At 53.3% G+C, this 14,810-nt stretch carries 12 protein-coding genes; 9 read left to right on the top strand and 3 right to left on the bottom strand.

Features of this window, described 5'->3' with window-relative positions; translation table 11 throughout:
• Positions 1–24 precede the first annotated feature (24 nt).
• The 8 genes from ACI1P1_RS01155 to gyrA all read left to right on the top strand — a co-directional run bounded on the left by ACI1P1_RS01155 (position 25) and on the right by gyrA (position 12,532).
• A complete protein-coding gene (locus tag ACI1P1_RS01155; protein WP_416214518.1) occupies positions 25–2,745 on the top strand; it encodes an S-layer homology domain-containing protein in 2,721 nt (906 codons plus the stop codon).
• Positions 2,746–3,015: 270 nt separating this feature from the next.
• Positions 3,016–3,711, top strand: a complete 696-nt coding sequence (nth, locus tag ACI1P1_RS01150; RefSeq protein WP_416214517.1) for an endonuclease III — start codon at positions 3,016–3,018, stop codon at positions 3,709–3,711.
• Positions 3,712–3,733: 22 nt separating this feature from the next.
• Entirely contained in the window at positions 3,734–4,006 is a 273-nt protein-coding gene (locus ACI1P1_RS01145) for an NAD/NADP transhydrogenase alpha subunit (protein ID WP_416214516.1), read from the top strand.
• Positions 4,007–4,204: 198 nt separating this feature from the next.
• Positions 4,205–5,089 (top strand): GDSL-type esterase/lipase family protein, encoded by an 885-nt coding sequence (locus ACI1P1_RS01140; protein WP_416214515.1) that lies wholly within the window; start codon positions 4,205–4,207, stop codon positions 5,087–5,089.
• A 5-nt stretch (positions 5,090–5,094) separates the two neighbouring features.
• Positions 5,095–6,054, top strand: coding sequence for an ABC transporter ATP-binding protein (locus ACI1P1_RS01135; protein WP_416214514.1), 960 nt, complete (start codon positions 5,095–5,097; stop codon positions 6,052–6,054).
• Positions 6,047–7,039, top strand: coding sequence for an ABC transporter permease (locus ACI1P1_RS01130; protein WP_416214513.1), 993 nt, complete (start codon positions 6,047–6,049; stop codon positions 7,037–7,039). Before ACI1P1_RS01135 ends, ACI1P1_RS01130 begins: the two co-directional genes overlap by 8 nt.
• A 650-nt stretch (positions 7,040–7,689) precedes the next feature.
• Positions 7,690–9,666 (top strand): DNA topoisomerase IV subunit B, encoded by a 1,977-nt coding sequence (gene parE / locus ACI1P1_RS01125; RefSeq protein ID WP_416214512.1) that lies wholly within the window; start codon positions 7,690–7,692, stop codon positions 9,664–9,666.
• A 418-nt stretch (positions 9,667–10,084) separates the two neighbouring features.
• A complete protein-coding gene (gene gyrA, locus ACI1P1_RS01120; protein ID WP_416214511.1) occupies positions 10,085–12,532 on the top strand; it encodes a DNA gyrase subunit A in 2,448 nt (815 codons plus the stop codon).
• Here gyrA and ACI1P1_RS01115 read toward each other — a convergent pair.
• A complete protein-coding gene (locus ACI1P1_RS01115) occupies positions 12,523–12,696 on the bottom strand; it encodes a hypothetical protein (RefSeq protein ID WP_416214510.1) in 174 nt (57 codons plus the stop codon). The genes gyrA and ACI1P1_RS01115 overlap by 10 nt on opposite strands.
• 219 nt (positions 12,697–12,915) lie before the next feature.
• Between ACI1P1_RS01115 and ACI1P1_RS01110 the strand changes: the two genes are divergently transcribed.
• Entirely contained in the window at positions 12,916–13,323 is a 408-nt protein-coding gene (locus ACI1P1_RS01110; protein WP_416214509.1) for a MarR family winged helix-turn-helix transcriptional regulator, read from the top strand.
• Positions 13,324–13,416: 93 nt separating this feature from the next.
• Here the strand turns inward: ACI1P1_RS01110 and ACI1P1_RS01105 are convergent, their stop codons facing one another.
• Both ACI1P1_RS01105 and ACI1P1_RS01100 read right to left on the bottom strand, forming a co-directional pair.
• On the bottom strand, positions 13,417–13,755 hold the full coding sequence (locus tag ACI1P1_RS01105) for a DsrE family protein (protein ID WP_416214774.1): 339 nt from the start codon (positions 13,753–13,755) through the stop codon (positions 13,417–13,419).
• A gap of 326 nt (positions 13,756–14,081) precedes the next feature.
• Complete coding sequence (locus ACI1P1_RS01100; protein WP_416214508.1) at positions 14,082–14,807, bottom strand: RluA family pseudouridine synthase; 726 nt, start codon at positions 14,805–14,807, stop codon at positions 14,082–14,084.
• Positions 14,808–14,810: the final 3 nt, after the last annotated feature.

The raw sequence follows: 14,810 nt of genomic DNA, 5'->3' as shown, positions 1-14,810 counted from the left end.
CAGATAGAGAGGAGAACAATCACTTTGAAAAAAAGAGCGACAAAAGCTGTGATCGTCTTGCTTACGGCAAGTCTGACCTTGGGTACGACCGCAATGGCAGCCCTTAACGACACTACCGCTCCACAGTCAACAGTCCAGAATGCCTACACGAAGCCCAACCTGAAATTTACGGATGTGCCCGTCTCCCATTGGGCCAATAAGTACATAACCAAGCTGGCTTTGCTGGGGATTGTGGACGGCAAATCAGTTGGCATTTATGATCCGAGCAGCTCCGTAACCCAGGAGGAAGTGGTTACCATGCTGGTGCGGATGATGGGACTGGAGCAAGCGGCGGGTGAGCTGCCCGCCTTTGCCTCCGATCTGCAGGTATCCGACTACGCCAAGAAATATCTGTTTATGGCCTTGGAAAAAGGAATCATCTCCTACCCGGAGGAATCCGCTGTCTCGGGATCCGGCTGGGGTACCCGCCAGGCCTCCCGGGATTGGGTGGCCAAGCTTGTCATCCGGTCTATCGGCAAGCAGGCCGAAGCCAATGAGCTGGCAAACCAAGCAACCAAGTTCGCGGATGATGCGGACATCTCCGCATCCACAAGAGGTTTTATTAACCAAGCAGTAGCACTGAAGATTGTGGATGGTTTGGATGACGGCACCTTCAAGCCCGCCAAATCCGTAACCCGCGCCGAAATGGCCACCTTCCTGAGCCGGACAAGCCCGTATATGGATTCCACGGACATCTCCGGTCTGGGGATTGTGGACAGCATCACCGACAAAGCCGTTGTTTTAGGCGATGACTACGGCGACCAGAAAACCTTCGGCTTTACCGCAGATACGGTGTTCTACGGTCTGAACCAATCCGCACCTTCCACAGCGCAGTCCCTTAAGCAGGGCAATAAGCTGTTTATCGTCGTGAAGGACGGCAGTGTGCTGTTTGCAGAGGTTATTGAAGAGAACGGACAGGCGGCCAATATTTTGGACGGTACGCTTGTAAGTCTGGACTTCAATACCTCCCAGGTTGTGATGAAGAGCAACGGCAAGGAAATTACAGCCCAAATCCAAATCCCCTTGTCCATTGTGGACAAGGACGGCAAGGGTTTGGCCTCAAGCGACTTGGTTCCCGGAACTGTGCTGACGCTGCACAGAACCGGCAGCAAGGCCAAATATACGTCCATTACCGTGAAGCATATTCCGCTGAACAAAACAGCGGAAGGGGTGATCCAATCCGTCAATCTGACGGACAAGAAGATCACCGTCCGCGAAACTGACGGCTCCACGGCAACCTATCCCATGGCCACTACCGTAACGTATTATGCGGGTGCTGCAGGCGGGGATATCTCGGCCATTAAAGCCAAGGACAAGATCTCCTTCGTCATCAATACGGATGTACTGACGGAAATGACCATGCTGGAGGCCTATGAGCCGCCCAGCGACAAGGGCCGGATTACGGATATCAAGGAAGACAAGAACTATAAATACATTACGATCTTTAGTACATCTAAAGGCAAACCTGCACTTTATACCTTTGATAACAACTTGAAGGTCACTATTCCCGGCATGGAGTTTACTACCTTCAGGGATCTGGAAATAGATGACGAAGTGAAGCTGATTCTGGATGATAATAATAATGTGATTGAGGCCATCGCCACTAGCCGCGCATTACAAACGGAATACATGAACACCGTGTTTAGCTATGATGCCAAAGGCAAGGTTCTGATCGTGACCAATCAGGCCGGCAAAAAAGAACTGTACGAGCTGTCGGACACGACCGTGTTTGAGCTATACGGCACCACCACGACCTTCACTTTGGGGACCTCCAACTTGACCGAAGGCAGAAAAATCGATATTACGGCTTCTTCGGAAAAGAAAGTGAAGAAAATCAGCATTGTATACAACTACCAAGGCACAATTGCACAGGTATCGCCGCTTGCGAGGACCATTACACTGAAAATGGGCGAACAGTATTTAACCTTGAATTTAGGAACGGCTGTAGGAATTGTGATTCCCAACAAATCCAACCCTGCCATTACTGACTTGATCGTCGGTGAACCTGTGACCATCATGCTGGATTCCACCGGCACTAATATCAGTATGGTAGAGGTTTCCCGCACGTTTCTGGTTTACCTGGCCAACAAAAGCGGCAGCAACCGGCAGCTGACTCTTCGTGACCCGTTGAACGGCTCCACTACGCTGACCCTGCCATATTCAACCAAGATTTATAATATGAACGGCCAGGAGATCACCATCGACTCCATGTCCAATGAGGATCCCTATATCATGCACTACAAAGGCACCACCATTGAGAAGGTGCAGGCAGCCTCCGTATCCAGAGGAAATGTGCTGTCTGTGGACGCCGCGGCAGGTAAAGTAACCATTTCAGAGGCAGGCTCCGCCGGCAGAACACTGGAAGTGGGTACAACAGCCGTTGTGAAGCGTACAAGCTTATCCGACACCACACTGGCAGACCTGAAGGCCGGCGACCGTGTGGAGGCCGTTAAGGGGCAGGACGGCGTGTACACCATTTATACCGCCACCTCCTTGGTCCGCAAGACCGACTATTATGATACCGCAACAAACAATCTGTATGTGCTTCGGGAAAGCCTGGGCGAATCGCGCAATTATCCATTCCATACCAAGGCATATGTCCATCAGGGCTCCATTTCCTATTCACCGGCAAGCATTCCTTCAGGTAAAACCGTAACTCTGTACCTGATTAACGGTAAAATCGTGGAAGTGGATATTCAGTCCTAAGCTGTTCTCATTATTTTCAGCATTAAGCACAATGAGCCGTCAAGCACGCGGGATTCCGCAAGCTTGGCGGTTTTTTCAAGGACGAAAACCGCCAAAAGACGACTTTTCACGTTAAATCTTGCCATTGTTCCGAAAATATTCGATTTTCTTTGAACTATAGCATTGATTTACCAATGGTTTTTCGTTAAACTTTGGTTTATCTAAAATAATTCTTGACGTTCTGCAGGCACCAAGGTAGGTACGGCAATCATCGGAGGTGAAGACCGCCGTATGAACAAAAAGCAGTTGCGTCATATCCTGGATACCATTGCCGAGATGTTTCCTGATGCCCATTGTGAGCTGAATCACTCGAATCCCTTCGAGTTGACCATTGCCGTATTGCTGTCCGCCCAATGTACGGACGAGACGGTGAATAAAGTGACCGCAACCCTTTTTCAGAAATACCGTACGCCCGAGGATTATATTGTTGTCCCCGTCTCCGAATTGGAGGAGGACATCAGACGCATCGGCCTGTTCCGGAACAAAGCGAAGAATATCCAGAGCTTGTGCCGGATCCTGCTGGAGAATTATCATGGACAAATCCCGGAGGCCCATGAAGAGCTTGTCAAGCTTCCCGGGGTAGGCCGCAAAACGGCTAATGTTGTGGTATCCAATGCATTCGGCGTACCTGCCATAGCTGTGGATACGCATGTGGAGCGTGTTTCTAAACGTCTCGGCATCGCCAAGGAGACCGATTCGGTCCTGGAGGTGGAGAAGCACCTGATGGCGGGTGTTCCCCGGGATGAATGGACCCTGACGCATCACCGGCTGATTTTTTTCGGCCGTTACCATTGCAAGGCGCAGAATCCCGCCTGCGGCATATGTCCGCTGCTGGATGTCTGCAAAGAAGGCAAGAAACGTATGAAAACCGGCGGAAACAGGAAATCTAAGGAAAGCAGTACCGGTTCTTCCACTGTATTGACTTGAACATTCAAAGGATGGGATTACATTGAAGTGCATCGCCGTATACACCAAGAATTTTGAGCTTTTCTCCGATATCTATGAAGAAGTGCTGAACATTCCCTTTAAGGATAATGAAGAGCGCGTAATTGAAGGCGTCACCGTCAGCGAAGCCGGAGAAGTGCCGGAGCATTATATTGAGCGGATGAAGGCCAAGCCCGACGTGGTCGTGATGAAGGTCAAGTCCAAGGATATTACGATTCTCCAGCACGGTGACGTGTTCGAAATCTTTATCCCCGCCCAGGAAAATGTCGTTCACTAGAAGCCGTTTGTACGGCTTCTTTTTTTTCGTCCTAGGTAGAGCAACCGCTATGGGAAAAGTCCCATGATGAATTTTCATGTATTTGCAAATTGCGGCAGGAACACTTACTCTTACTTTATCCGATGTAATTAGGGTGAGTTTGAAAACTCCAAGATGTTCGGACACACACAAGCAGTTGGGAAATGGGGGACTTCTGACATGAGCAATACCCGTGTGCTCTGGCGGATTGCCGGGACAGCCGGACTTTTAACTACCCTTGTGCTGGCGGCCGGTCTGGTATATGGCATCAAAACCGTACTGTATCCCCGGGGTGAAACGCCGGAATCCGCTGCAGGGACGTCTACACCGGCACCTGACCGTCAGGACAAGCTGCAAATTCTGGCTTTGGGGGATTCGCTTACCCGTGGGGTGGGGGATGACGATGCCGAGGGGTATGTAGGCAAGGTGAAGAAGCAGCTGGAAGACAAAACCGGCAAACCTGTGTATGTGTGGAATTATGCGGTCAGCGGAGCCACCACAACGGATATGCTGACGGACATCGCCAAACCCACTGCCCAGGATTATATCGCTCAAGCTGACATTATTCTGTTTACTATTGGCGGGAATGACCTTAACCGGATCGCGACTAGGATTGTGGGCTTTAACGGAGCCTCCAGCCCTGCACCTGCCGCATCTCCTGCGGGCAACGCCACTTCACAGGCGGGAGGCACTTCCCTTCCGGGAGATATATCCTTTGATTATGCTGCTTTGGCTAAAGAATTCCCAGGTTCCATCACCCGGCTGGAGACGATTATCGACAAGCTGGCTGCTGCCAATCCAAAAGCTCAAATTGTATATGTAGGGTTATACCATCCCTTCGCCGAATTTGATCCGGAGCGCCAGGCGGCCGAATGGATCGGACGCTGGAACAATGCCGCCTTTGTGGCAGCCAACCGCCATTCCAATGTGACAGTTGTGCCTACTTATGATCTGTTTCAGAATTTTGGCCGGTCTATGCTTTATACGGATCTGTTTCATCCCAATACTGCCGCCTACGCGGAAATTGCCGCACGTGTGGCGCAGGTCATCCGGACAGGAGGCTGAAGCTTATGGTAACCAGGGAAGCGGTGCTATCCGTCCGCAATTTGAAGAAGAAGATCCGCAATAAGTGGATTATCAAGGGCGTCAGCTTTGATGTAGGTGCGGGAGAGGTGTTCGGGTTTCTCGGCCCCAATGGAGCGGGCAAAACCACCACCATCCGGATGCTGGTGAATCTGATCCGTCCCACCGAGGGCAGCATCGAAATTTGCGGGCTTCCGCTGCAGAACAAGCCATTTGAGGCCTTGCGCCAGATCGGCTGTATTGTGGAGAATCCGGAGCTGTACCCTTACTTGACGGGATGGGAAAACCTGGAGCATTTTGCCCGGATGATTCCCGGCGTTACGGAGGCGCGAATCCGCGAGGTGGTGGCCATTGTAGGAATGGAGCAGCGGATTGGGGATAAGGTCAAAACGTATTCCCTCGGCATGCGCCAGCGTCTGGGCATTGCCCAAGCCTTGCTGGGTTCCCCCAAGCTGCTGATTTTGGACGAACCCACTAACGGCTTGGACCCCCAGGGCATCAAGGAGATGCGGGAGTTTATCCGCAGGCTGGCGCAGGACGGGTTGAGTGTATTTGTATCCAGCCATCTGCTCTCCGAAATCCAGCTGATGTGCGACCGGGTGGCGATTATCAGCCATGGCCAGGTGATCGCTGTCGGTGAGGTGAAGGATTTGATCGAGAAGAGTATCAGCACTGTCATGTGGCATGCAACTCCCCGGGAGACTGCCTTGCAGGTCATGGAGAAATTCGCTGACGTGCACCTGACAGAGGATGGGGATTCGCTCCAGACGGAGCTGCAGGGGACTGGAGCGGAGAAGGGCATTCGTACGGAAATGAACACTGCCGATATTCCGGCCGTATCCCGGTCACTTCAGGATCACGGGGTGTCCTTGTATGAGGTATCCATCAAACATCCGACGCTGGAGGAGCTCTTCCTGCGCCTGACGGAGGGTGAACGCATTGAGTAGCCTATATCCCCTGATTCAGAATGAGACGATCAAGCTGATCAAAAAACGCCGTCTGCTAGTAGTTGTCCTGATCCTGCTGGTGCTGATTCCTATGTTCACCTACGCCCAGTACCGGGTGTCGGCGGAGCGGGAAAAACAGTTCGGCACCAGTAACTGGAGGATTGAGGCAGAGCAGCGGCTGAAGGATATGACCAACCGCATGTCCAGCCCGCGGATTTCCGAGGATTGGAAGAAGTATATGCGGGTGGAGATGACCCGGATTGAATATGCCCTGGAGAAAAATGTGAATCCCAGCACGCCCAACGGAGTAACCTTTACCCGGGAGTTTATGAAGAATGCGCTGTCCCTGTTCGTCCCCCTGCTAATTGCGGTGGTAGGTGCGGATTTGGTATCCTCGGAGCATTCCTCCGGTACCATCAAGCTGCTCCTGACGCGGCCCGTCGCCCGATGGAAGGTGTTGACAAGCAAGCTGATAGCGCTTATTATGTTTGTCTCCCTGATTACCTTCTTGATTGGGCTGGTGAGCTATGTGGTGTCGGGAACAGTTTTCGGCTTTCACGGCTGGGGGGAGCCTGTGCTGGTGGGTTACCGTGTGGTGGGTGACGAGCTGTCTACGGCTGATGTTTACACCGTCGCCCAATGGAAATTTATCCTGATGGAATATGGGCTGGCCTGGTATCCGCTGGTGGTGGTCGCTTGCATCACTTTGATGGTATCCGTCCTGGTCCGCAGCACCGCGGCAGGCATGGGCATCATGCTGGCTACTCTGATCGCCGGGACGATTTTGTCGGAGATGGCCTCCTCCTGGACCAGCGCCAAATATCTGTTTATGTTGAACCTGAGCACGATTGATTTTCTCACGGGGGATTTGCCGTCCATCCCGGGATTAACGCTGACTTTCTCCCTGGTTGTGCTCACGGTCTGGGCGGTTGGCGCACTGGTCGCCGCATACACGGTGTTTACAAAGCGTGATGTTTTAAATTAAAATAAACTATTGTCGAAGCAAATCAGGAAGCGGGTACGTCTTTAGCGGAAGTTTATGATGCCGACTCACGAAGCATAAGCCAAGAAGCATCCCAAAGTGAGTGCGGTAAAATAAACTATTGTCGAAGCAAATCAGGAAGCGGGTACGTCTTTAGCGGAAGTTTATGATGCCGACTCACACATGAGCCGGCTGATAGCGGAAGGGGAGTTTCCTTTATTTCCTGCGAAAACAAGGGAATCATGCGATAACGGCAGGGGTTTTTCCGCTATTGCACCGTATGGATGCCTAGAGATCGAGTTTTAGGCGTCATAGCGGAAAAGAGGCTTCCTCTATCCGCTTGTAGCCGGCTGTATTGAGACAATAGCGGAAGATACCTTCCGCTATCGCAGCGCTCCGGCCACGGCAGGGTAAATAGCAGAAGTGAACTTCCGCTAAAGGGCACCACAGGTCCCAAAGACATGGCCGGAGTAAGAAATAGCGGAAAACTCCTTCCGCTAAGGCCCCGCTGTCAGCGCTCACGCGGCAATTAACGGAAGAATGCTTCCGTTAACCGCTCCATAAGCAGGGTTGCAGAAATGCTCTAAGGAGCGCACAGCATAGGTTGGCAGAGGGTTGGTTTTTGACTTAAGAAACGAAGGTGAGGCACGCCGATGGCGGAACAGATAGAGTTGTTTGTAAATGCGGGACAAACCCAAGCTAGCGGATACGATGCAGATGATATCCAGGTGCTGGAGGGCCTTGTGGCCGTCCGGAAGCGCCCCGGGATGTACATTGGCAGCACCGGTCCTTCGGGGCTTCACCACCTGGTGTGGGAAATCGTGGATAACGCGGTGGACGAGCACCTGGCCAAATACTGCACGGAAATTCAAGTAACCATTCATAAGGATCATTCCGTAACGGTTAAGGATAACGGACGCGGAGTGCCTACAGGCATGCACAAAACCGGCGTGCCAACTCCTCAGGTGGTGTACACCGTTCTTCATGCCGGCGGCAAGTTCGGCGGCTCCGGCTACAAAAAATCCGGGGGACTTCACGGTGTTGGCGCATCGGTAACCAATGCGCTGTCCGAATGGCTGGAGGTCACCATCTGGCGGGAGGGCAAAACTCACCGGATGCGTTTTCAATCCTGGGTGGACGAAAAGGGCAACGAGCATGTCGGCGAGCCGGTTACCGGTCTTGAGGTGCTGGGCAATACCAACCGCACCGGTACCAGTGTAACCTTTAAGCCGGATGTGAAGGTCTTCGCCGCCGGGATTGCGGTCAGCTATGACACCTTGTCCGAACGCCTTCAGGAAATCGCCTTTTTGAACTCGGGACTGAATATTACCCTGAAGGATGAGCGCAGCGGCCGGGAGGATGCCTTCCTCTACGAGGGCGGTGCCAGCCAGTTTGTGGAGTTCCTGAATGAGGATAAGACGGTGCTTCATCCGGTGATCCATTTTTATGCGGAAAAAGAGGATATTGAGGTGGAGGTAGCCCTTCAATACAATGACGGCTATACCGAAACCATTGCGTCCTTCGTAAACTCGATTCCCACGCGGGGCGGCGGTACCCATGAAACTGGTTTTAAGACCGCTTTCACCCGGGTGATGAATGAATATGCCCGAAAGGCGTCCATCCTGAAGGAGAAGGATAAGAATCTGGAGGGTGCGGATCTGCGGGAAGGCATGATGGCGGTTATCAATGTCAAAATGGGCGAGGTCGAATTTGTCGGCCAAACCAAGGACCAGCTGGGCAGCGCGTCGGCACGGGGTGCGGTGGATTCCGTGGTGTCGGACAAGCTGGGGGTATTCCTGGAGGAGAATCCGCAAATCGGGCAAGCTCTTCTGAAGAAGGCTGTCCAAGCCTCCAAAGCCCGGGAAGCGGCACGTAAGGCCAGGGAGGAAGTCCGCAGCGGCAAAAAAGGCAGAGGTGAAAGCTCCAACCTGAACGGGAAGCTGACTCCTGCCCAATCCAAGGATTACGCCAACAATGAGCTGTTCATTGTGGAAGGTGATTCCGCCGGCGGTTCAGCCAAGCAGGGCCGGGATTCCAAGCATCAGGCGATTCTGCCCTTGAAGGGTAAACCGATGAATCCGGAAAAAGCCAAGCTAGCGGATATTCTGAAGAACGACGAATACAAGGCGATTATTTCCGCCATCGGGGCGGGAGTTGGTTCTGAGTTTGATCCGGAGGAGTCCAATTACGGCAAGATTATTATTATGACGGATGCGGATACGGACGGGGCCCACATCCAGGTGCTGCTTCTGACCTTCTTTTACCGGTATATGAAGCCACTGATCGATACGGGCCGGGTGTACATCGCCAATCCGCCGTTATATAAAATCTCCAAAAAATCCGGCAAAAACAGCATGCTGAAATATGTGTTCTCCGACGAGGAGCTGCAGCAGGCCGCCAAGGAGCTGGGTAAGGGTTATGAGCTCCAGCGCTACAAGGGGTTGGGCGAGATGAACCCGGAGCAGCTGTGGGAAACCACCATGGACCCGGCCGGCAGGATGCTGTACCAGGTGCAGATTGAGGATGCCGCCAAGGCGGAACGTCGAGTGTCCACGCTGATGGGAGACAAGGTGGAGCCGCGGAAGCGCTGGATTGTGGAGAACGTGGATTTTACCGAGTTCGAGGAGTAGAGGGTTATCAGGTTATGTTTGTTCTAACGGATGCCACAGCCGCTATTTGGCTAAAAATGAGGCTTGGGCGTTTCTAAGGGAAGTGAGCGCCGCTATTACGCGTAAAGATGCTTGCAATAGGCGTGTTTGCGGCAAATAGCGTCCCTACCCGCCGTTAGAATTCTAGGGATGCTGTTTTCCGACATATAGCGTCTCTCCGTTCCGTTAGATATTTTGCTTTTTGGAGTCCCCGCAAAGTAACAGGATTAAGCCTCGTAGGCATTCTTTACTTTGTGGGAAATTAACATATCCGTCCAGCGGGACGGACCATGTTATTACAGTTTTATCCCTCAAATTGGCTCTGCCAATTTCGAGGCTTCCATAACATATCCACCCTGCGGGACGGACCATGTTATTACAGAGAAAGTGGTGATACGCGTTGAGTATGATGGAGCAAATTATGCCGGCCTTCCTGGAGGAGGTTGTGGGAGACCGGTTCGGCCGTTATTCTAAATATATTATTCAAGACCGGGCCATTCCCGATGTGCGCGACGGGCTTAAGCCGGTGCAGCGGCGGATTCTCTATGCCATGTATGAGTCGGGCAATACGCCGGACAAGCCATACCGCAAGTCGGCCAAAACCGTGGGCGATGTAATGGGCAATTACCATCCCCATGGCGACTCCTCCATCTATGAAGGCATGGTGCGGATGGCTCAGCCATGGAAGATGGGACATGTCCTGGTGGACGGCCACGGCAACTGGGGCTCGATGGATGATGATCCCGCTGCCGCCATGCGGTATACGGAAGCGCGCTTGTCGGAAATTGCCATGGAGCTGCTCCGGGATATCGACAAACGGACGGTGCTGTTTAAGGATAACTTCGACAATACCGCCAAGGAGCCAACAGTTCTGCCCTCCCGTTACCCCAATCTGCTGGTCAACGGGGTCAGCGGCATTTCCTCCGGCTTCGCTACGGAAATTCCTCCTCATAACCTCCGTGAGGTGATCCAAGGGGCCATCATGCTGATGGAGAAGCCGGATACCACGCTGGAGGAGCTGATGACCATCATCCAGGGGCCGGACTTCCCCACCGGCGGCATTATTATGGGCGGCGAAGGCATCAAGGAGGCGTTCCGCACAGGCAAAGGACGCATCTATCTGCGCTCCCGCACTGCCATCGAGGATCTGCGCGGCGGCCGCCAGCAGATTATCATTACAGAGATTCCGTACCAGGTAGTGAAATCCCGGCTGGTGACAGCCATCGAGAATCTCCGCCTGGAGAAAAAGGTGGAGGGCATTGCCGAGGTCCGGGACGAAAGCGGACGGGCCGGCCTCAGGATCGTCGTTGAGTTGAAGAAGGAAGCGGACGCCCAGGGGATCCTCGCCTTTTTGCTCAAAAAAACCGATCTTCAGGTAGCTTATAACTTCAACATGGTGGCTATCGTCAACAAGACCCCCATGCAATTGGGCCTTAAGGCGCTTCTGGAGGCGTATATCGCCCACCAGAAGGAAGTGGTGACCCGGCGGACCCAATATGAGCTGGAGAAGGCAGAGGACCGCGCACACGTCTTAGAAGGGCTGGTAAAGGCGCTCAACATACTGGATGAGGTGATTGCCACCATCAAGGCCTCCAAGAACCGTGCCGACGCCCAGAAGAACCTGGTGGAGCAATACGGCTTCACAGAGCGCCAGGCCGATGCGATTCTCACCCTGCAGCTGTACAGACTGACCAATCTGGAGATCCACGCGCTGGAGAAGGAGCACCGGGAGCTGCAGAAGCTCATCGGAAACCTGCGTGAGATTCTCTCCAGTCCGGTCAAGCTCATCAAGGTGATTAAGGGTGAATTGATGGAGATCCGCGACAAATACGGCATCGACCGCCGCTCGGAAATCCAGGGTGAGGTAGAGGAGCTGAAGGTGAATGTGGAGGTCCTGGTAACAGCGGAGGATGTGCTGGTTACCTTGTCCCACGAGGGATACATCAAGCGGATTAGCAAGCTGAGCTTTACCCGCTCCGGCGGGGATATCGGCAGCACGGGGCTGAAGGCCGGAGATTATTTGAAGCATCTGCTGGAAGTGAATACGGTGGAGAAGCTTCTGATCTTTACCAAAAAGGGACAGTATTACATGCTGCCGGTCCATCAGATTCCCGAGTTTAAGTGGAAGGACAACGGGACCGCCCTGGTCAATGTAATTCCGATTCCGAAGGATGACCAGCCGGTCAGCGTTATTCCGCTGAAGAGCTTCCAGGATCAGGACAAGTCTTTGGTGTTCGTCACCAAAAAAGGGCAGGTCAAACGTACGGATCTGAAGGAATACGAGACGGTTCGCACCAACGGCATTGTAGCCTGCAAGGTGGCGGACGGCGACGAGGTGCTGAAGGTGGAGCTCTCGGATAACAGCCGTGATCTGGTTCTGATCAGCAAGCTTGGCATGAGCATCCGCTTCCAGGAGTCGGAGGTAAACGCTATGGGCCGGGCAGCCGGAGGCGTCAGAGGGCTTCAGCTGCGCGAAGAGGATGAGGTTGTGGCGGCGGAATGGGTCCGCGGCGAGGAAGGCGAAATTCTGGTGGTCAGCGATCTGGGCTATGCCAAACGTTCCTTCGTCTTTGATTATCCCTTGCAGGGACGGGGTGGAAAGGGCGTTATTACCTTCGAATTCAAGGAAGGCAAACGGGTGCGTCCCAACGGCTCTTCGCTTATCGCCGGTTTTGCGGTGAAAACGCCCTTTGCGCTCATGGCCGTAAACACGAATGATGACCGTCATGTATTCACTACGGAGGAAACCGCCATCGAGGACCGGAAATCGGTAGGTATGAGCTTGATTCCCGTAGTCAAGGGCACCCATGTCACCTCCGTCATCCGCCTGCCGGCGCTTCAGTCGTAGGTAGCACAAGGCGGATCAAGCTTTTCTAACAATAGCAGGGCCACTTCGAGCACCGCCCATACGGGCATGGGCTCGTCTTTTTTTTCCAGCCAGCCGGGATCATGAATTAAACCTTCAGCCAAGGCGCGTTTGATGATTTCCGTTTTCCATTGCTCCAGCTCCATAGAAGTCCCTCCCAGTATTGCAAGGTGAATGGAACATGCCTCCGACAAAACCAGGCGAATGTCCCGGTATTTCAATAAAGCATATGTTGAAAAACAGCGCTTGGTTCCTGACTTCGTCGATTCATGGGCTAAATTATTTAGAGCATTAACCTTTTTTTCGCAAAATAGGGATGGTATAATCAGGGTACATCAATCCACATGGGAAAAAGAGGGAAAATTATGTACACACAGGAATTTGGCAAGTTATGGTCCAAGATGTCCCGGGATTTGAAAACCCACATGGAGACGGAGCTGAGCCCCGCCCTGACGGAGGGGCAGCTGGCTGTACTGGAGCTTCTGGTGCCGGAGACCAGGATGAAGCCGTCGGATTTTTTGCCTCATCTGTCCACTACACCGGCTGCAGTCACCACTCTCCTGGACAGAATGGAAAAGGCAGGGCTGATTATACGGGTCAGGGACGAGAAGGACCGGAGAATCGTCTGGGTATCGGCCACGGTCAAGGGAGTGGAGGAATGCCAAAGAGGGACGGAGGTGCGCAAGCAGTTTCTGGACTCCTATCTGAACCGGATCTCCTCCCATAACCAGCAGCTGCTGGTGTATCTGTTGGGCAAGGTAGCTAATTTGTAAATGCGGGCATCGTGCGGGAGACGGCAGACATAGCAAAAGAGGGAACAGGACCGCCAGTGGCGGCTCTGTTCCCTTTTTGGTTTACTTCCAGTATTAACCTATAGAAAACACCTCAAGCTCAGCAGAGAGCTCGATAAAGCGTTTCATAGATGATATTTCACCGGCATACAGCTTGTCGCCGATTTCGTAATAATCCACACAGGTTTTGCAGGCCAGCACCGGTACTCCTTTGTCCTGGAGCTCCTTCAGGTGCAGCGAAACCAGGGAGGTTTCCGTAAGATTCAGCACACCCCGGTGCATACAAAAGATGGCGGCGGGAGGCTCCTGGTTCTGCTTCAGCAGCGTAAAGTAGGTTTCCAGCAGAGTTTGTCCCAGCGCCTCGTCCCCGGAGCCCCAATGGTCCGTGTTCAGCAAAATCAGCTTGTTGCGCATCATGATTTCCTCCGAAGCACGCTTCTGAAATAGAAGCCGCAGGAATATGGTTTTCCACGTTCAGCGGTAGAAAAGTGGGAAAGCGGCAGAAAATGTCTGCTAATGGGCCGAATAGTGGTACAGCCGCCCGAATAGCGACACAAAATGTCTGTTAACTGCAAAATAACAGCCCCAAAACAGGTCTTCGCAGGTAATAGCAGACATTTGATGTCTGCTATCGGATCGGGAAGGCCCGCTTCCAGCGAATAGCCGACATTTGTTGTCCGCTATCATTTCTGGAGGCGGCTAAGAGAAGACGGAGAAGGCTGAAGTGGCGCCCCCAGAAACTAATGCCCCGGCCCCGTTTCCGTCAGATGCTCCTCCGCCCACAAGGACCAGGGAAACTCCTGCGGCGGCCGGGAGGAGAAGCTCGTAGGCTCCCGCAGGGTGGGGTGCTCGAAGGACAGCCAGACTGACCATAGCGCCAGCTGCTGGCCGGGTTTGTTCACCCGGGATCCGTACTTCTGGTCGCCGTACAAGGGGCAGCCGCTTTCGGCCATCTGCACGCGGATCTGATGGGAGCGTCCTGTATGTAACACCACGGACACCAGGGATAATCCCTCCGCAGCTTGCAGCACCTCATAGTCCAGCACCGCTTCCTTGGCATCCGGGTGGGACTTGGCAGGCACCGCCTTCACCGTGTTGGTGCGGCTGTCCTTCAGCAGGTAATGCTGCAGGGTATCTTTCTTTTGCGGCATCATCCCATGGACCACAGCCAGATACCGCTTGCCGAAGGCCCGGGTCCGGACCGTGTCCGAAAGCCGGGAGGCGGCTTTGGAGGTTTTGGCAAACACCATAGCGCCCCCTACAGGCCGGTCCAGGCGATGGACCAGCCCGAGGAACACATTGCCGGGTTTCCCGTGGCGCAGCTTCAAATCCTCCTTGAGGGCGGTCAGGAGGTCCATATCGCCGGACTCATCCGCCTGGGTAGGCATGTTCACCGGTTTTTCCACGATGAGAATGTGGTTGTCCTCATAAATAACGGGAATCTCCCGTCTGCTCCCTTCCCGCATGGC

Origin of the sequence: Paenibacillus mesotrionivorans, from assembly GCF_046098205.1 — a bacterium.
Taxonomy (GTDB): domain Bacteria; phylum Bacillota; class Bacilli; order Paenibacillales; family NBRC-103111; genus Paenibacillus_AR; species Paenibacillus_AR mesotrionivorans.
This window is presented reverse-complemented; position numbering and strand designations above follow the sequence as displayed.

Bases quoted from the DNA above. Each gene is read 5' to 3' on its own strand.
- nth (WP_416214517.1), top strand. From the start codon at position 3,016: ATGAACAAAAAGCAGTTGCGTCATATCCTGGATACCATTGCCGAGATG.
- parE (WP_416214512.1), top strand. From the start codon at position 7,690: ATGGCGGAACAGATAGAGTTGTTTGTAAATGCGGGACAAACCCAAGCT.
- ACI1P1_RS01110 (WP_416214509.1), top strand. From the start codon at position 12,916: ATGTACACACAGGAATTTGGCAAGTTATGGTCCAAGATGTCCCGGGAT.
- ACI1P1_RS01135 (WP_416214514.1), top strand. From the start codon at position 5,095: ATGGTAACCAGGGAAGCGGTGCTATCCGTCCGCAATTTGAAGAAGAAG.
- ACI1P1_RS01105 (WP_416214774.1), bottom strand. From the start codon at position 13,755: ATGCGCAACAAGCTGATTTTGCTGAACACGGACCATTGGGGCTCCGGG.
- ACI1P1_RS01100 (WP_416214508.1), bottom strand. From the start codon at position 14,807: ATGCGGGAAGGGAGCAGACGGGAGATTCCCGTTATTTATGAGGACAAC.
- ACI1P1_RS01140 (WP_416214515.1), top strand. From the start codon at position 4,205: ATGAGCAATACCCGTGTGCTCTGGCGGATTGCCGGGACAGCCGGACTT.
- ACI1P1_RS01115 (WP_416214510.1), bottom strand. From the start codon at position 12,696: ATGGAGCTGGAGCAATGGAAAACGGAAATCATCAAACGCGCCTTGGCT.